Origin of the sequence: Flavobacterium sp. (genome assembly GCF_031411595.1) — a bacterium.
Lineage (GTDB): Bacteria > Bacteroidota > Bacteroidia > Flavobacteriales > Flavobacteriaceae > Flavobacterium.
Genome location: NZ_JANOBI010000021.1, coordinates 195,383 through 212,259, shown reverse-complemented (window position 1 = coordinate 212,259; position 16,877 = coordinate 195,383). Strand labels below are relative to the sequence as shown.

The following is a 16,877-nucleotide window of genomic DNA, read 5'->3' as shown; positions in this document are numbered from 1 at the left end:
AAGATGAAAAAAAGAAGTTTTACATATTTAGTTTTTATCGGTATTTTCCTGGTTTCTACTATGGCAAAAGCGCAGCAAGATCCTCAGTTTACACATTATATGTATAACATGAGTATCATCAATCCGGGCTATGCTACCGACAACGAAGGCGTCATCAATGCGGGTGGTTTATACAGAACACAATGGGTTGGAGTAGTAGGGGCGCCAAAAACCGCTACAGTATTCGTGCATTCTCCAATTGCTAAAAGAATCGAATTGGGGTTGTCTGTCGTTAGTGATGTTATTGGTGATGTCGTTCATGAAAATAATATTTATGCCGATGCCGCTTACGTGATTCCGGTTTCTCCAACCAATAAATTATCATTTGGACTTAAAGCAGGAGTAACCCTTTTTGATGCGGATTTTGGTGGATTTCAATATACCGATGCCACGCCCGATGATGCTTTTGCAGACAACGTCAATAAAACATTTCCGAATGTTGGTGCCGGTGCTTTTTACTTCAGCGATCATTATTATTTAGGACTTTCTGCTCCGAATTTGCTGACCACAAAACACCTAGAAACTAAGAATGGTCTCAAAACTACAGGTGTTGAAGAAATTCATTATTTCTTTACGGGTGGTTATGTTTTCGATTTAAGTTCCAGCATCAAATTCAAACCGGCTTTCATGGCCAAAGCAGTTTCGGGTGCGCCATTATCAATGGATTTGACCGCGAATTTCCTATTCGATAATCAATTCGAATTGGGTGCTGGTTATCGCGTTCAAGATGCTGTGAGTGGGTTAGTAGCATTTTCTATTACACCCAATTTACGCATCGGCTATTCCTACGATTATACGCTTTCTAATTTGGGTAAATTCAATTCAGGATCACACGAAATATTTTTATTGTTTGATTTAGATACATCGAATCTTTCAGCAAAAGGCTACGAAAAATCACCAAGGTTCTTCTAAAACGGAAAAAATGAAAAAATACTATTATATACTTTTTATACTTTGCTTGAATCTTTCGCTCATGGCCCAAAAAGGAAGCGAGAAGAAAGCAAATTCATTATTCGAAAAGCGATCTTATGTGAAAGCCGCTGAAATGTACGAGCAGCTTGGTGAAAGTAGAAATGTACTCCAAAATCTTGGTGATTGCTACTACAACAATACGCAAATGAAAGAAGCCGTTCGTGCCTACGGAAAATTGTTTTTAACTTATAAGAAAGACACTTTAAATCCTGAGTATTATTTCAAGTATGCCCATTCTTTATTAGGTATGGCAGATTATGATAAGGCGGATCAAATTATGGGTGAATATTTGAAATTTCCGGTAAGTACAACAAAATTTATCAACAATCTCAAAACCAATGTGCCGTTCAATTATACCGTGCAAACCATGTCGAAAAATACTTCGAATGGCGATTTTGGAATGTCATTCTACGGCGATAAAGTAGCTTTTGCTTCATTACGTACTGCCGATTCCAAATCGTTCGGATGGAATGAAAAACCGTATCTGGATTTGTTTAGCGCGGAAGTCAATGCCAAAGGGTTATTGACCAACATCGAACCTTTTCCAAAAGAAATCAACACCAAAACCCATGAAAGTAATGTGACGTTCAGTCAAGACGGACACATCATGTATTTCAATCGTACGAATGATAAAAAAGTAAAAATCGGAAAAGAAAAAATTGCCAATATCAAAATCTATAAAGCAGAATTCGTTGATGGCAAATGGACGAACATCAAAGCATTACCATTTTGTAGCGACTTATATTCTACTGAGCATCCGGTGCTGACGAAAGACGGGAAGAAACTATATTTCTCGAGCGATATGCCGGGTACTTTAGGTTCATTCGATATTTTTGTTGTCGACGTAAATGAAGACGGGACTTACGGTGAACCCATCAATTTGGGCAATGCAGTCAATACGATTCACAGAGAGCAATTCCCGGAAATCTCCAATGATGGAAGCACTTTATATTTCGCTTCCGATGGACACCAAGGTATGGGCGGTCTCGATATTTTTATGAGCAAATCTCTCAATGGTGGACCGTTTGCCAAGCCACTCAATTTAGGTGAAACCATCAACAGTAACATGGATGATTTCAGTTATGTAGTCGATGAAAAAAGAAATTTAGGTTATTTCTCATCGAACAGAAAAGTCGGCGATGCTTTATACAGTTTCACAAGAACTGAAAACCAAGAACGCTATGTCGTAGAAGGTGAAGTCAAAGATAAAAACACCCAAAATTTGTTACCGGGGACTTTGGTTTCGTTGTATGATGAAAACAACATTTTGATAGGTCAAATGGTCGTAGGTGTCGGCGGCGATTACGTATTTGCTACCGAACCGAACAAAAAGTACAGAATCGAAGCTATGAAGGATTTCTACATTCCACACAGCGAAGAATTCACCACCAATGAAGATGGAAAATTACGTTACACCATAGAACTTTTCATGGAATGTTATGATGATGCCGAAGAAATTATCACCAAGCGTCAAGATGGAAAAGTGCAAATCGTATTGGAGAATATTTATTTTGATTTAAATAAATGGGATATCAAATCCGATGCGGAAAGAATCCTAAATGTATTGGTTGACTTATTGAAAAAATATCCAGAAATGGATATCGAGATAGGCGCACACACCGATTCCCGTGCGACCGACACATACAATATAATGCTTTCAAACAAACGGGCTGCCTCGACCTTAGAGTACCTCGTTAAGAATGGTATTAAAAGGAAAAGACTCCGTTCGAAAGGATTCGGAGAAACGGTTCCTTTAGTAAGATGTGGAAATAATTGCACCGAGCAAGAGCATTCCATCAACAGACGTTGCGAGTTTATCATTTTGAAATAGTTAATAATTGGGTTAAAATGCCACTAGGGATAGTGGCATTTTTTTTTAATAGTACCGCAACAAATAACATTTTCTTCTCATGGTTACTGCTCAAGAATATTATATTTGTAAACGTTTAATTTCCAGAATATCGGATTTCTATACTATGAAAAAAATACTGTTTACTTTACTACTGATCACGAGCATTGTTTCATACGGTCAACAACAACGCCCAAAACTTGTGGTTGGCATCGTGGTCGATCAAATGAAAATGGAATATTTATACCGTTTTTCTGGAGACTTTTCAAACAATGGTTTCAAACGATTGATGAGTCAAGGACATACTTTCAGCAATACACATTACAATTACCTGCCGACTTATACCGCACCGGGTCATGCCTCCATTTATACCGGAACCACACCGGCAATTCACGGCATTGTGGGCAACGAATGGTTTAGCAGAAAAACCGGAAAAGAGCGTTATTGCACAGATGATGACGCTGTACAAACACTAGGCAACGGTTCCGCTGATGAAGGGAAAATGTCGCCTAAGAATTTATTGTCGACGACCATTACTGATGAACTTCGATTGTCGACCAACTTCAAAGGAAAAGTCATTGGCATGAGCCTTAAAGACCGTGGCGCGATATTGCCAGCTGGACATTTTGCTAATTGGGCCTTTTGGTACAGCAAAACCGGAAGTTTTATTTCGAGTACTTTCTATGGCACTGCTTTACCGGATTGGGTGAACGAATTCAACAAAGAGAAAAATTACGAGACTTACCTTTCTAAACCATGGGAATTGCTAAAACCAGTTGAAACCTACAATGAAAGTTTGGAGGATGATAATATTTATGAAGGTAAAATTGGTAAAGCCGACAAAGCTGTTTTTCCATACGATCTTAAAAGTATGTATGAAAAAAGCGATGCCGGTTTGATTCGTTCCACACCATTTGGGAATGATTTGCTTGAGCTTTTTGCCAAACGTGCGATTGACAAAGAACAACTCGGTAAAGATGATATTACCGATTTTTTAACGGTGAGCTTTTCATCAACAGATTATGTTGGACATATTTTAGGCCCGCGCTCGATGGAATTGCAAGATACTTATTTGCGCCTCGATTTGACCATAGCTGATTTCTTGAATTATCTTGACCAAAATGTTGGCAAAGGCAATTACTTGTTGTTTTTGACAGCCGATCATGCCGGAGCCGAGAATGCAAAGTTTCTTTCCGATCATCATTACGCAGTACAACCTATCGAACCAAAGGAAATCGTGAAAGGATTGCGCAAATTTTCAACAGACACTTTCGGCGAAGATTTGTTATTGAATTATTCGAATTTCAATGTATTCATCAATCGAGAAAAAGTTAAATCTAAAAACCTAGATTTAACTGCTGTAAAACAATCATTCAAAGACTATTTGATGACGCAAGAACAAGTGAAACGCGTGTATACCGAAGAAGAAATTTTGGCTGATAACGGAAACGATTTTCATTTGCATTGCATTGCCAGAGGTTACGACGTGACACAAAATGGGGATTTGCTTTTAATCGATAAACCCGCTTTTATCGAATATGGCCCGACAGGAACTTCACATGGTACAACGTATACTTATGACACACACGTGCCACTGGTTTTCTTCGGTTGGAACATCAAATCCGGAAATACATCCGATAGAAAAGTCATTACCGAAATTGCACCGACGATTGCTCAAAAAATAGGAATCACTTTTCCAAATGGTACGGAAGCTCAAGTACTCAGCGAGATACTAGACACTAATTAGTATCTTAAAATATTAGCTTATGAAAACTTTTATCTACTGTTTTATTTTGTTTTTGATGTTGAATGTTAATGCTAATGCTCAGGCATGGCCCGCATCTCCTTGGTCAAACGGAATCAATTTAACCAATATCATGGATGTTGATGGTGTCACCGATTTGAGTGGATTGCATTTTAATACTACTAACAATCGCTTGTATTGTGTTCAAGGTGATGGTCATCTTAGGGTATTACTGTGGGATACACTGACCAATACTTACACACAAATCGCCAATAAAACAATAAGTGGTGGACCTGAAGGCATCACACAAGCCAATTTGTATGCGAATGAATTTTATACGATTGATGAAAATAACTATGCCATCAAACGTTATACTCATACCGCAAGTTTTTCATCTGTAACCGAATTCAAGCATTGGAATCTTTTGAATTCACCTTCACCAATGCAAGATACCGGAAACACGGGACCCGAAGGCATAGTTTTCGTCCCTGATAGTTTTTTGAGTTCAATAGGATTTATCAGCCAACAAACCGGGCAATTGTACACTTCGGTCAAAGGATTGGGCGGTTTGTTTTTTGTGGCGCATCAAGACGAAGGTTATGTTTGGGTTTTCGATGTCAATCCGAACACGAATAACGATTTTGCTTACGTCGGAAAATACAAAACCAACCAAGAAGAAAGCTGCGATTTGGCTTTTGATAGAAGTACAGGTTTGATGTATATTCTGCACAATATTTCCGGAAACAACAAATTAGAAGTAACCAATTTAACAACGGCAATCGTTGGAGCAAACAGAAAGTTTGTCGATTCTAATGAATATGATGTTACCAATCCGAACAGCGATAATGACAATATTGAAGGATTTGCATTAACTCCAAAATGTTTACAAACCGGGGCAATAACGGCTTGGTTGTGCCGCGATGTAGAAAGCAATGAAGATGTATCGATTCAACAAGATGCCTTGCGTTGGTTTAATCCTTTTGATGCTCCAGGAACGTGTATAGCTTTATCTAACAATTCTTTTGAAGTGGCTAATGTTGATTTGTATCCGAATCCTGTTTCGAATCAGCTGACTATTTCTGGAAGTACGATTGAGAATGCTACGATTAAAATTTACAACAACTTAGGACAATTGATACTCGAAAAAGAAAACAAAATCACGACCACTTTGGTTTTAGATGTGGCTTCTTTTGAAACCGGAATTTATTTTTTGGAAATCAATCAAAGTGGCAACATACAAACTTTGAAATTCAGCAAGCAATAATTATTTCTTGATAATCTTCTCCGATTGCTCACCCGAATCGTTATGCAAACTTAAATAGTAAGTTCCTGTTGGATAAGGAAATGGAAAACTATATTGGTGTTGGCCTGCGCTATAAATTTTTTCTGTTTTAAATTCAGTAAGCCATTTTCCGGTAGCATCGAACAATCGTAAGATAATGTGATCGGTGCTTTTGAAAGTAACGCTAAAGTCCAATTGGTTTTCAACCGGGTTAGGAACGACATGCACTTCAAGTTTTTCCCTTTCGGCATTTCCGGCGAAGGTGTTTGTACCCAGATTCTCATCCGAAAATTTATAAATGCCACGACCGGAGCAATACGCCAAATTCGCGTCGAAAAACTGAATGCGGTTGAGGCTTCCGCCAAATGCGGTATTGGTCCATGTGGTGCCGCTGTCGAATGTTTCAAGGAATCCTGTATGATGACCGCCCATCCAACCGTGCGTTTCGGAAATGAAACCTACTGCTTGTATGTCGGTATCAGGAACTTCCTTCGAAACCCAATTTTGACCGCCATCGACAGATTTGAGTAATTTCCCATTGAGTGGTGAAAACGATTCTACCGATGCAAACATCACGTTAGGATTAGAGAACAAACGCTGCATTTTCCAAACCCATTCGCCATTGATACCGGTGTGGTGAATTTCTGTCCATGTTGTCCCGCCGTTGATGGTTTTTAAAATCACACCGCCATTACTGTTGCCACCCGACGCATAACCAATATTCTCATCAACAAACAAGACCTCGACAAGGCTTTCGGCATAAGCGCTCATATTAATAAATTGCCAAGTAGTACCACTATCAACCGATTTGATGATATAAGCCGGACCAAAATAAGTACCGCAACCATAAATCGTATGGGTTCCAACACAGTCCAATCCGCAAATCACGTCGTTAGGTTCGTCATTGCCATTGGGTGGAATGACATTGTTGACCAAAGTCCAATCAGTACCGCCGTTAATTGTTTTATAAAACCCTCCATCGAGTGTTCCCAGGAAACCAACATTTTCATTCAGAAATTCGATGTTTCGGATGTAGACACCACCCATATCAAGTTGCATATCCCAATTGGTGCCACCATCAGTAGTTTTGTATACGAAACCGCCACTACCGGCAGCCCATCCCATATTTTCATTTAAGAAAAATACATCGTCATATCTTCCACCGCTTGAAGTAGGCAATACTTCATGCCATGTAGGCTGCGCTAAAAGTGAAAGATTAGAAAGAAATAAAATGATAAGAAGTAATCTTGTTTTCATAGCATTATTTTTTTGAGAGATAAAAATAATGATTTTATTCGTGCGTAAGATTAAAAAAATATTCTCGCAAAGACGCAAAGGTGCTAAAGTATTCGGTTTCTTTGCGCCTTTGCGTCTTTGCGAGAGATTAAATTAATCCAATAAAATCTGATTCTTGAGTAAATCCTCAAAAGTTTCACGTTCGCGGATTAAGATTCCTTTTCCATCTTTCCACAACACTTCGGCTGGTTTGTAGCGTGAATTATAATTCGATGCCATCGAGAAACAATACGCACCGGCATTTCTGAAACACAAAATATCACCTTCTTGAATTTCAGCAATACGACGATTATTAGCAAACGTATCCGTTTCGCAGATGTAACCAACGATGCTGTAGAAACGTTCTTTGCCTTTTGGGTTGGAGATGTTTTCGATATGGTGTTGCGAGCCGTATAACATTGGGCGAATCAAATGATTGAAGCCGCTGTCGATGCCTGCAAAAACTGTCGATGTGGTTTGTTTGACTACATTCACTTTGGCTAAAAAGAAACCTGCTTCACTAACGAGAAATTTTCCGGGTTCGAAAGCTAAAGTTAATGGTCGACCGTATTCTTTTTCGAAAGCATTGAAACGTTTAGACAATTTGCGCCCGAATTCTTCGATGTTGGTTTCGATGTCGCCTTTTTTGTAGGGCACTTTGAAGCCGCTTCCGAAATCTAGAAAGTCTAAAGTTTTGAAATGCATCGCAGCTTCGAACAGAATTTCAGAAGCGTATAAAAATACTTCGATGTCGAGAATATCAGAACCTGTGTGCATGTGAATGCCGTTGATGTGCATTCCGGTATTCTCAACGATGCGCAAAATGTGTGGCATTTGATGAATCGAAATCCCAAACTTACTGTCGATGTGGCCCACTGAAATATTAGTGTTTCCACCAGCCATCACATGTGGATTGATGCGAATGCAAACCGGAGTTTTAGGGTGTTTGGTTCCGAATTGTTCTAGGACAGAAAGATTGTCGATGTTGATTTGAACACCCAAAACTGCAGCTTCTTCGATTTCTTCATTCGATACGCCGTTCGGTGTATAGATGATGTCTTCTGGTTGGAATCCTGCGTGCAAGCCAAGTTGTACTTCCTGAATGGAAACCGTGTCAAGGCTGGCTCCGATGCTTTTGATGAATTGCAATATGGCAACATTCGATAGTGCTTTGACCGCATAATTGATGCGAAGACGTTCTACTTTCGAGAAAGCGTTGGTTAATCGGAGGTATTGGGATTCAATTTTTTCGGCGTCGTAAACGTATAACGGACATCCGAATTCGGTTGCTAAATCGACTAGTTCTTTGGGCTGCATGTGGTTCTTTTTAGCAAATCTATTGCTACTGCAATTGACTTCCAAATAATTAGAGAAGAATTTAGAAATCAAACGTTTTCGTAATAGATTTATAAGATTTTGGAGTACTTAAATTGTGTTAAAGTTGCATATTCATCGATGAAGTGCAATAAAAATCGTTTATTTGCATCACCTTAATCCACCATGAAAAAATTAACTGTCATTTTATTGTTGACAATAGCTTCAGTTCAGGCGCAAAAAAACTTCCGCTTGAGCGCCGATGCTATCGATTCCGTTGATGTTGAAGCCCCAATCGGCCTTGACCTCATGGCAGGTAATAAAAATGGAATTACGGTTTACCCGAATGCAGATAATGATCACATACTCATTTCATTCGCGGGTAAGAAATCCGAAAGGAAGACAATAACCATCCATGATATTTCGGGACGTATAGTTTTTACAACCGGGAAATCGGTTGAAAACACTTATATGGTTGATGTTTCGGCATTGAAAAAAGACCTTTACATCATTGAAGTCTGGTCTGGCGGTAAAGTCTATCGCAAAAAATGGTTCAATAATTAGTTTTCAAATTATTAAAAGCATTGGCAAAATACCGAAGTGGTTATTTATTTTATATAACGACTGGTGTAACCATCAAAATAATCATCCGAAAGGATTAGTTCCCAAGCGTAAATGCGTTCAATAGTTTGATCCTCAATCATTGGGTCGGAAAAGTCTATTGATGGTTTGTAGATGCCGTAATGAATGCAATATTTCGTTCCAATAGAATAGGTTCCCTGAGAAGTTGTTACGCCATTGGTAGCACATTGATAAGCATGATTGCCACTAAAGACGATTGTTTTTGTATTTCCCGTAGAAGCCGGCGTTTCGTTGGTTCCGGCAAATCCTCCGGCGGTATTGGTCCAGATCCAAGTTCCTTTTAAAAGCGTATTGGTATTACCAATGTCTCTGACGATATTGGTACTTTGTTTGTTTTGAGGCGTATTATTTTGAGGGATTTCTGTTTCATTGTCGGTGCAACTTAGCGCTGTCATTACGAACAGGCATAATATGATTTTTATAGATTTACTCATAGTTTTCATTGTTTTTTTGGTTTTCGTGAATCTTCGATTACATGATGCTGTGAATTAAAGTTTGCCCATCAAAGTTAGTAAATTATTGGATGCTTAATCGTTTTATTTTTAGAACGTTAGCTGTAGTCGATATGAAATTATTGGCTGTAAGTTTTAGGGCGTGACCACAAGGGTCGGGCTTTCGCACTCGCTTTTTTGCGCTGAACGCCAGCGCAAAAAGAGCTCAAATAATGGCTCAATCCCTCACGCAACCCTGATTGTATAATAACTCTCGAATGCTACGAGATGCCCTAGCCCCGATAGAAGGGAAAATCCTTGGTATTGGGAGATTGCCGCGCAAGCTCGCAATGACAAGATTGGAATGATAGCGGGAATAGCTCCTAAAAAAACACAAAATAAATCTCAAAATCGCAGTGAATAGTTTGAGGTTTTTTATTATTTTTGTGGCACTTTTAAAAAGTCAAAAAAACCTTCAATATGGACATACACGAATACCAAGGAAAAGAAATATTAGCCAGTTATGGTGTGAAAGTGCAACGCGGTTATGTTGCCAACAATCCTCAAGAAGCCGTTGCGGCTGCGAAACAATTGACTGCTGAAACCGGAACGGGTTGGCACGTGATTAAGGCGCAAGTGCATGCGGGAGGCCGAGGTAAAGGTGGTGGTGTGAAATTGGCGAAAAACTTACAACAGGTTGAAGAAATATCTGAGCAAATTATCGGAATGCAACTCATTACGCCACAAACTTCTGCTGAAGGTAAAAAAGTGCATAAAGTTTTGGTTGCCGAAGATGTGTATTATCCTGGTGAAAGTGAAACGTCTGAATTCTATATGTCGGTTTTATTGAACAGAGGAAAAGGGCGCAATATGATTATGTATTCTACAGAAGGTGGAATGGACATTGAAGAAGTTGCAGAACACACGCCACATTTGATTTTTACTGAAGAAATAGATCCAGCTGTTGGATTGCAAGGTTTTCAAGCGAGAAGAATTGCTTTCAATTTGGGTTTGTCGGGAACGGCTTTTAAAGAAATGACGCAATTCGTTCCGGCTTTATACAATGCTTATGTAGGTTGCGATGCGACTATGTTTGAAATCAATCCGGTTTTGAAAACGTCGGATAATAAAATTATCGCGGTTGATGCTAAAGTAAATTTAGATGACAACGCTTTATACCGTCACCCACAATATGCTGAAATGCGTGATGTTCGTGAAGAAAACCCAATTGAAGTGGAAGCGAAAGCTGCCGGTTTGAACTATGTAGATTTGGATGGAACTGTAGGTTGCATGGTGAATGGAGCAGGTTTGGCAATGGCTACGATGGATTTGATTAAATACGCCGGTTTTGAGCCTGCGAATTTCTTAGACGTTGGAGGAACAGCTGATGCGAAACGTGTTGAATTGGCTTTCAGAATCATCTTAAAAGATCCAAACGTAAAAGCGATTTTGATTAATATTTTTGGTGGAATCGTACGTTGCGACCGTGTAGCTCAAGGTGTCGTGGATGCTTATAAAAATATGGGCGATGCCATCAAAGTGCCGATTATCGTGCGTTTGCAAGGTACCAATGCTGAGATTGCCAAAGAATTGATTGACAATTCAGGGATGCCAATTTTATCTGCGGTGGAGTTTCAAGAGGCTGCAGATCAAGTGAAAAAAGCTTTGGGTTCGTAAGAATAAAACCTAATAAATTTAAAAAATCCTAAGTACATTGTACTTAGGATTTTTTTTTCAATAACAGCGAGAACAACACGCATCACCGTTGACAGGTCCCGCGTTATATTACAAGCTTATTATTGTTTTTTCATATTATCTATAATTTTTATCAGATTCCTTTTGAGCAACTTGTGCTTGTGCAAGATGCATTTTTAAAGCAGGAAGCATTTTCGTTGCCCATTCACGGATGTCGGTATCTTGAGATTCGTTGCATGTTTTTTCAAATAGCAAAATAGTTTCTTGATGCCCGTTTACCATCATATCGGAATAGGCCTTGTCAAAATCTACTGAAGATTTTGCACTGAGTTTGTTGTAGGCATCTTCAGCATCAAAAGGGGGAGCCGTTGGAATGGTAACCATTTTTGTTTTGGCAAGTTCAGTAACTTCCGCAAGCGATTTGGCGTGCTCGGTTTCCATCATCTTGCCTAAATCTCGGACTGTTTTGGTGCTTCCGATTTGCTGTGCCAATTTCCCGAGTTTGATTTCTTCGAGGCTGATTTCAGTGGCTTTGACCAGAAATTGTGCATCGGTTTCTTTGCTGGTATCATCAATCTTGGTTTCGTTCTGCTCAGTGACACTGGGTTGCTGTACTTCTTCTTTTTTCGAATTGTTGCACGAAAACATCATTAAAATCAAAACAATAGCAAAAAAGATTTGCAAAGTGGTTCTGTATAATATGTAGTGTCGCATCTATTTTGTTTTTGGTTTCATTGGAGTCTTATTCCCATTCATGTCGATATGTTCGCCTTCTTTAAGAATCATTTTTGACTTTCCTTTTTCCATATAATTTCCATCAGCCATAATTAAAGTACCATTGCTGAGTGTAATGTCTTTTTGAACGAGAGTCATGTTGCCCTCTTTTACCATCATTAGTTTACCGTCTTTCATCATATAACCGTTCGGATGAGGGTATTGTTTTTGGGTTGCGGTTTTTTCTGGATTCACTTTTTTGTTTTCCGAATCATTTTGTGCAAACACACCACAAGTGATGATTATTGCTGCGATTGTGAGGAGGGCTTTTTTCATTGGGATTAGTTTTAAATATTATTAAATGCTATTGAGATGAATTTGAAAGTTTATTAGCAGTCAATTCTTTCTCGGTTTTGTACATGGTAAAATTCAACAGTTTTGCCAGAATATGCCTTACACTATTTTTGAAATAACTTATATGTTTTTCAGATTCAATCGTACGGAAATAAAAAGGCGCAATCGAATTTTCGATGCGCCTTTATTTATTAGAATATTTTAAGAATAAAATTTTAGGTTGGTCTATTTTTTTTGATGATATCATCAATGATTTTGAGATGATGTTTCGTATGAATGTCTAAGAATTTCTTGGTTTGCTTTAGATTCAATTGCCCGAAATACGGGTGTTTGAAATTGCTTTTAGGATTCAAATGCTCTAATTCGAGAACCAATTGTCTTACGGTATTCAATTCTTGTTGCAGTTGGATGATTGTGATATCATCAGCTGGAAGTACAGATTTTGGAGCTTTTCCTTTGCCTCTTGGAATGTGATTCAATATATAAACAAAGCTTCTGTTACGATTAAACTGCCAATGGTATTCTTCCGGATTCGAGTTTTGAAGCGCTTTTATAATGTTGCCAACGACTTTTAAACTGTGTGCCATGTGCCAAGAAACTTCGCGTTGAGAAACATGGATATTAATACAATCGCTGTATTCTATTTTACTTTCGAGGTCATTTAATAAAGTATTAAGCGTTTCCATCGAACAAGTTTAAGACTTCTTTTTCCCATTATTGAATTTTACTTTCTCGACCACCTGAATTTTCGGTGTGGGTTTTTTCTCACGCGATTTTGCATTCGATGCAGGTTTCTTCTTAAAATCAGTTTTCGGTGCAGCTTTGAATTCCGGTCTCGATTTAAAATTCTCTTTCGCCGGAATTTCCGCTTTGTGTTTGGCTAAAACCTCATTTGGATTTTTCGAATTTTCTTTAGTGCCACGCAAATGAATCACCAATCCGTTGAGGAAATTTCGAAGCACTTGGTCGCCACATTCCATAAAATCAGCATGATCTTGACTGCGGAAAATGTTCCCAATTTCACCTTTCGACATACGGAAATCAACCAATTCAAGAATTTCTATGATTTGATCATCGCGCAACATCAGTGCGACACGGAGTTTTTTGAAGATATCGTTGTTGTTCATTTTTTTTTTAGTTGCTGAGAGACTGAGTTGCTGAGTCTCTGAGTTATAATTTTGACTTTTAAAACGGGTATTTAGTAATTTGTTGAGCTTCTCATTCTCAGTATCTCAGTTACTCAGCAACTCAGTCACTTAGAAAAGCCAAAGATACGCTTTTACAAATCCATCGCGCCATAATTTTTCGTTATGTTGTCCGCCTTTGACGATGACTTTTTTGTTGAGCAATTTGCAAGCACAGCGTTTGGTATTGACCAGATATTCTATTTTATTAAGGTCATTAATCATATCGGCATCGCCTTCATTATCGCCACACATAAAGTAAATCTTGGATTTCAATTTCTTAGTATTTTCGAGTAATGCAGTGATATCTTTACGGTTAATCCAAAACGATGGTGAGAAGACACCGGCTTTTCCAAACACTTTAGGATATTTCAAAAGCGCATAAAACGAAACCAATCCACCCAAGGAACTGCCTATCATTGTCGTATGGTTGGCATCGGGTTTTGTTCTGTATTTTTTATCGATTTCCGGTTTTAAAGTATTGACAATAAAGTCGAGATATTGCTCTGCTTTTCCGCCACCGTATTTTTCGTTTTTGTAGGGTGTGAGTTCTTCGATGCGCTTGTCATTGCCATGCTCAATGCCCACAACAATAACTTGTGCGTTGAGGCTATCGAGTTTTTCATCAATATTCCATTCGCCGACATAAGATGTTTTGTCATCGAATAAATTTTGCGCATCGTGCATATAAATCACCGGATATTTTTTGGTCGATGTATCGTAATTCTTTGGTAAATACAACCATATTTTTTTTGAAGATTGCAGTTGTGGCGCCTCGATCGTAAACGTAGAAACTTGTTTTGATGCTGTGCTCTCTTGCGCTTGAGTGCAATAAAATGCAAATAAAAATAAGAATGAAGCGATCGATTTCAAAGGAATAATTTTCAAATTAAACAAAAAATAATATTTTAGCTAAAAATAATCAATTGATGAATAGCTACGAAGAAAAACTCAATTTATTGGCGGAAATGGTTTCGTTTTCTGTAGTTGATGGAAAATTGCATGAGCGTGAACTGCAATTTTTAACTTTGGTAGCCGACGAACTTCAAATCAAACCTGAAGATCTCAAGCAATTATTTCATCAGGAATTTTATCCAACGGTAATTAAAACGGAGTTTCAACGCATTCAACAATTTTATCGATTGGCTTTATTGATGCACTGTGACGGTGTTTTGCACGAACGTGAAAAAAATGCCATTCATGAAATTGGTATCAATATGGGTTTGAATCCATATGCGATGAAGCGAGTTCTCAAAGCAATGAAACTTTCACCAACCAATATGGTATCTCCGGATTATTTATTGGGCGTTTTTCAGGAGCAAAGCAACTAAGAAAGTTGCCCTTGCAACGCTTTAATCTCATCACGCAATTTCGCTGCTTGCATAAAATCTAAATCTTTGGCAGCTTTTTCCATCGATTTGCGTTTGTCACGGATGCGTTTGTCAATTTCGGTTTTCGATAAATATTCCTGAACCGGTTCGGCCGCCATCGACGGTAAATAGCCCAACTCCGCATCAATCAATGGGATTTTTGTGAATGCACTTTCGATTTTCTTATTCAACGCCATCGGAACCACATTGTTTTCTGTATTGAAATTGATTTGTTTCGTTCGGCGATAGTTCGTTTCATCAATCGTTTTTTGCATGCTGTTTGTGATTTTATCGGCATACAAAATCGCTTTCCCATTGAGGTTTCTCGCAGCACGACCAATGGTTTGTGTCAATGAACGGTGGCTTCTAAGGAAACCTTCTTTGTCGGCATCGAGAATCGCAACAAGCGACACTTCGGGTAAATCCAAACCTTCACGAAGTAAATTCACACCAATCAGCACATCAAAAATACCTTTTCGCAAATCCTGCATGATTTCAATACGTTCTAAAGTATCGACTTCCGAATGAATGTATCGGCAACGAATATTCACTTTCGTCAAGTATTTCGCGAGTTCTTCGGCCATTCTTTTGGTTAATGTGGTGACCAAAACGCGTTCGTCAATTTCGGCGCGCTGTTGAATTTCTTCAATCAAATCATCAATCTGATTCAAGCTTGGTCGGATTTCAATAATCGGATCGAGCAAACCTGTCGGACGAATGACTTGCTCGATATAAACACCATCGGTTTTCTGCAATTCATAATCGGCGGGTGTTGCTGAAACATAAATCACTTGGTTTTGCATGGATTCAAATTCTTCAAATTTCAAAGGTCGATTGTCCATCGCTGCGGGCAAACGGAAACCGTATTCAACTAAGTTTTCCTTTCGACTTCGGTCGCCGCCATACATCGCATGCACTTGCGAAAGCGTCACATGACTTTCATCAACAACCATCAAATAATCTTTGGGGAAATAATCGAGCAAACAAAAAGGACGCGTGCCCGGTTGTCGGCCGTCGAGATAGCGCGAGTAGTTTTCAATACCCGAGCAATAACCCAATTCTCGGATCATTTCTAAGTCGAAATTGGTGCGTTCCTCCAAACGTTTCGCTTCGAGGTTTTTTCCAATTTCATTGAAATAAGTGACTTGCTTCACCAAATCCTGTTGAATTTCCCAAATCGCATTTTGCAATACATCGGGCGAAGTCACAAACATATTCGCAGGATAAATCGTGAGTTTTTCATACTGTTCGATGACTTTCGAATTTTTGACATCAAAACTTTCGATTTCTTCAATCTCATCTCCAAAAAAGTGAATACGAAAACCATCATCAGCATAACTCGGATACACTTCCACAATATCGCCTTTGATTCTGAAACTTCCCGGAGTGAAATCCGCTTCGGTTCTTGAGTACAAACTTTGCACCAACGAATGCAACAATTTGGTTCTTGAAATGAGTTGGTTCTTTATAATCGGAATGATATTATTTTGAAATTCGGTCGGATTTCCGATTCCATACAAACACGAAACGGAAGAAATGACGATCACATCGCGGCGTCCGGATAATAAAGACGATACGGTCGACATTCGCATCTTTTCGAGTTCTTCATTGATGGATAAATCCTTTTCGATGAAAACGCCAGTCACAGGCATAAAAGCTTCTGGTTGATAATAATCGTAATACGATACAAAATATTCTACAGCATTGTGCGGGAAAAACTGCTTGAACTCAGAATATAGTTGCGCTGCCAATGTTTTATTGTGCGCTAAAACCAAAGTCGGTCTTTGTACATTTTCTATGACATTCGCCACCGTAAACGTTTTTCCGGAACCAGTGACTCCCAATAGTGTTTGGAATTTTTCGCCATCAACAACACCTTGTGTAAGTTTATCAATGGCTTGCGGTTGGTCGCCTTTTGGTTGGTAATCGGAGATGACTTGGAAATTCATTTGAGGTACTAAGGTGCTAAGGTTCTGAGATGCTAAGGTACAAAGTTATCAGAGAAAAATAAA

Annotated in this window: 16 protein-coding genes; 7 read left to right on the top strand and 9 right to left on the bottom strand. The window is 38.8% G+C overall.

The genetic code is table 11. The annotated features are described in order from the left end of the window. The first annotated feature begins 3 nt into the window (after positions 1-3). From RMO03_RS04315 to RMO03_RS04300, 4 genes are all read left to right on the top strand, one after another. The gene (locus RMO03_RS04315; protein ID WP_309640860.1) at positions 4-951 is read left to right on the top strand and encodes a type IX secretion system membrane protein PorP/SprF; all 948 of its coding nucleotides are present in this window, start codon (positions 4-6) and stop codon (positions 949-951) included. Between the two features lie 10 nt (positions 952-961). Beyond that, complete coding sequence (locus tag RMO03_RS04310) at positions 962-2,842, top strand: OmpA family protein (protein ID WP_309640859.1); 1,881 nt, start codon at positions 962-964, stop codon at positions 2,840-2,842. 145 nt (positions 2,843-2,987) lie between these two features. Then, positions 2,988-4,607, top strand: coding sequence for an alkaline phosphatase PafA (gene pafA / locus RMO03_RS04305; RefSeq protein WP_309640858.1), 1,620 nt, complete (start codon positions 2,988-2,990; stop codon positions 4,605-4,607). 19 nt (positions 4,608-4,626) lie between these two features. Then, positions 4,627-5,868, top strand: coding sequence for a T9SS type A sorting domain-containing protein (locus tag RMO03_RS04300; RefSeq protein ID WP_309640857.1), 1,242 nt, complete (start codon positions 4,627-4,629; stop codon positions 5,866-5,868). Here RMO03_RS04300 and RMO03_RS04295 read toward each other — a convergent pair whose 3' ends face one another. Continuing rightward, complete coding sequence (locus tag RMO03_RS04295; protein WP_309640856.1) at positions 5,869-7,143, bottom strand: T9SS type A sorting domain-containing protein; 1,275 nt, start codon at positions 7,141-7,143, stop codon at positions 5,869-5,871. A 132-nt stretch (positions 7,144-7,275) separates the two neighbouring features. After that, a complete protein-coding gene (gene lysA, locus RMO03_RS04290) occupies positions 7,276-8,478 on the bottom strand; it encodes a diaminopimelate decarboxylase (protein ID WP_309640855.1) in 1,203 nt (400 codons plus the stop codon). Positions 8,479-8,661: 183 nt separating this feature from the next. On the opposite strand from lysA, the gene RMO03_RS04285 reads away from it, so the two are divergent. Then, the gene (locus tag RMO03_RS04285) at positions 8,662-9,039 is read left to right on the top strand and encodes a T9SS type A sorting domain-containing protein (protein WP_309640854.1); all 378 of its coding nucleotides are present in this window, start codon (positions 8,662-8,664) and stop codon (positions 9,037-9,039) included. A gap of 44 nt (positions 9,040-9,083) precedes the next feature. Here the strand turns inward: RMO03_RS04285 and RMO03_RS04280 are convergent, their stop codons facing one another. Continuing rightward, positions 9,084-9,551 carry a hypothetical protein gene (locus RMO03_RS04280; RefSeq protein WP_309640853.1) on the bottom strand — a complete coding sequence of 156 codons (468 nt, stop codon included), beginning with the start codon at positions 9,549-9,551 and terminating at the stop codon, positions 9,084-9,086. Positions 9,552-10,028: 477 nt separating this feature from the next. Between RMO03_RS04280 and sucC the strand changes: the two genes are divergently transcribed. After that, positions 10,029-11,225: an ADP-forming succinate--CoA ligase subunit beta gene (sucC, locus tag RMO03_RS04275; protein ID WP_309640852.1), complete on the top strand. Its 1,197-nt coding sequence runs from the start codon at positions 10,029-10,031 to the stop codon at positions 11,223-11,225. Positions 11,226-11,360: 135 nt separating this feature from the next. Here the strand turns inward: sucC and RMO03_RS04270 are convergent, their stop codons facing one another. From RMO03_RS04270 to RMO03_RS04250, 5 genes are all read right to left on the bottom strand, one after another. Next, positions 11,361-11,957 carry a DUF4142 domain-containing protein gene (locus RMO03_RS04270; protein WP_309640851.1) on the bottom strand — a complete coding sequence of 199 codons (597 nt, stop codon included), beginning with the start codon at positions 11,955-11,957 and terminating at the stop codon, positions 11,361-11,363. Then, on the bottom strand, positions 11,958-12,293 hold the full coding sequence (locus tag RMO03_RS04265) for a DUF6799 domain-containing protein (RefSeq protein WP_309640850.1): 336 nt from the start codon (positions 12,291-12,293) through the stop codon (positions 11,958-11,960). A gap of 233 nt (positions 12,294-12,526) precedes the next feature. Further along, a complete protein-coding gene (locus tag RMO03_RS04260) occupies positions 12,527-12,997 on the bottom strand; it encodes a hypothetical protein (protein ID WP_309640849.1) in 471 nt (156 codons plus the stop codon). A gap of 9 nt (positions 12,998-13,006) precedes the next feature. Then, positions 13,007-13,438, bottom strand: coding sequence for a DUF1456 family protein (locus RMO03_RS04255; protein ID WP_309640848.1), 432 nt, complete (start codon positions 13,436-13,438; stop codon positions 13,007-13,009). A gap of 129 nt (positions 13,439-13,567) precedes the next feature. After that, positions 13,568-14,368 carry an alpha/beta hydrolase-fold protein gene (locus RMO03_RS04250; protein WP_309640847.1) on the bottom strand — a complete coding sequence of 267 codons (801 nt, stop codon included), beginning with the start codon at positions 14,366-14,368 and terminating at the stop codon, positions 13,568-13,570. A gap of 56 nt (positions 14,369-14,424) precedes the next feature. On the opposite strand from RMO03_RS04250, the gene RMO03_RS04245 reads away from it, so the two are divergent. After that, positions 14,425-14,826 carry a TerB family tellurite resistance protein gene (locus tag RMO03_RS04245; protein ID WP_309640846.1) on the top strand — a complete coding sequence of 134 codons (402 nt, stop codon included), beginning with the start codon at positions 14,425-14,427 and terminating at the stop codon, positions 14,824-14,826. Here RMO03_RS04245 and uvrB read toward each other — a convergent pair. Continuing rightward, positions 14,823-16,814: an excinuclease ABC subunit UvrB gene (gene uvrB / locus RMO03_RS04240; RefSeq protein ID WP_309640845.1), complete on the bottom strand. Its 1,992-nt coding sequence runs from the start codon at positions 16,812-16,814 to the stop codon at positions 14,823-14,825. The two genes, RMO03_RS04245 and uvrB, sit on opposite strands and share 4 nt — an antisense overlap. Between the last annotated feature and the right edge of the window lie 63 nt (positions 16,815-16,877).

Bases quoted from the DNA above. Each gene is read 5' to 3' on its own strand.
- RMO03_RS04315 (WP_309640860.1), top strand. From the start codon at position 4: ATGAAAAAAAGAAGTTTTACATATTTAGTTTTTATCGGTATTTTCCTG.
- RMO03_RS04310 (WP_309640859.1), top strand. From the start codon at position 962: ATGAAAAAATACTATTATATACTTTTTATACTTTGCTTGAATCTTTCG.
- pafA (WP_309640858.1), top strand. From the start codon at position 2,988: ATGAAAAAAATACTGTTTACTTTACTACTGATCACGAGCATTGTTTCA.
- RMO03_RS04300 (WP_309640857.1), top strand. From the start codon at position 4,627: ATGAAAACTTTTATCTACTGTTTTATTTTGTTTTTGATGTTGAATGTT.
- RMO03_RS04295 (WP_309640856.1), bottom strand. From the start codon at position 7,143: ATGAAAACAAGATTACTTCTTATCATTTTATTTCTTTCTAATCTTTCA.
- lysA (WP_309640855.1), bottom strand. From the start codon at position 8,478: ATGCAGCCCAAAGAACTAGTCGATTTAGCAACCGAATTCGGATGTCCG.
- RMO03_RS04285 (WP_309640854.1), top strand. From the start codon at position 8,662: ATGAAAAAATTAACTGTCATTTTATTGTTGACAATAGCTTCAGTTCAG.
- RMO03_RS04280 (WP_309640853.1), bottom strand. From the start codon at position 9,551: ATGAGTAAATCTATAAAAATCATATTATGCCTGTTCGTAATGACAGCG.
- sucC (WP_309640852.1), top strand. From the start codon at position 10,029: ATGGACATACACGAATACCAAGGAAAAGAAATATTAGCCAGTTATGGT.
- RMO03_RS04270 (WP_309640851.1), bottom strand. From the start codon at position 11,957: ATGCGACACTACATATTATACAGAACCACTTTGCAAATCTTTTTTGCT.
- RMO03_RS04265 (WP_309640850.1), bottom strand. From the start codon at position 12,293: ATGAAAAAAGCCCTCCTCACAATCGCAGCAATAATCATCACTTGTGGT.
- RMO03_RS04260 (WP_309640849.1), bottom strand. From the start codon at position 12,997: ATGGAAACGCTTAATACTTTATTAAATGACCTCGAAAGTAAAATAGAA.
- RMO03_RS04255 (WP_309640848.1), bottom strand. From the start codon at position 13,438: ATGAACAACAACGATATCTTCAAAAAACTCCGTGTCGCACTGATGTTG.
- RMO03_RS04245 (WP_309640846.1), top strand. From the start codon at position 14,425: ATGAATAGCTACGAAGAAAAACTCAATTTATTGGCGGAAATGGTTTCG.
- uvrB (WP_309640845.1), bottom strand. From the start codon at position 16,814: ATGAATTTCCAAGTCATCTCCGATTACCAACCAAAAGGCGACCAACCG.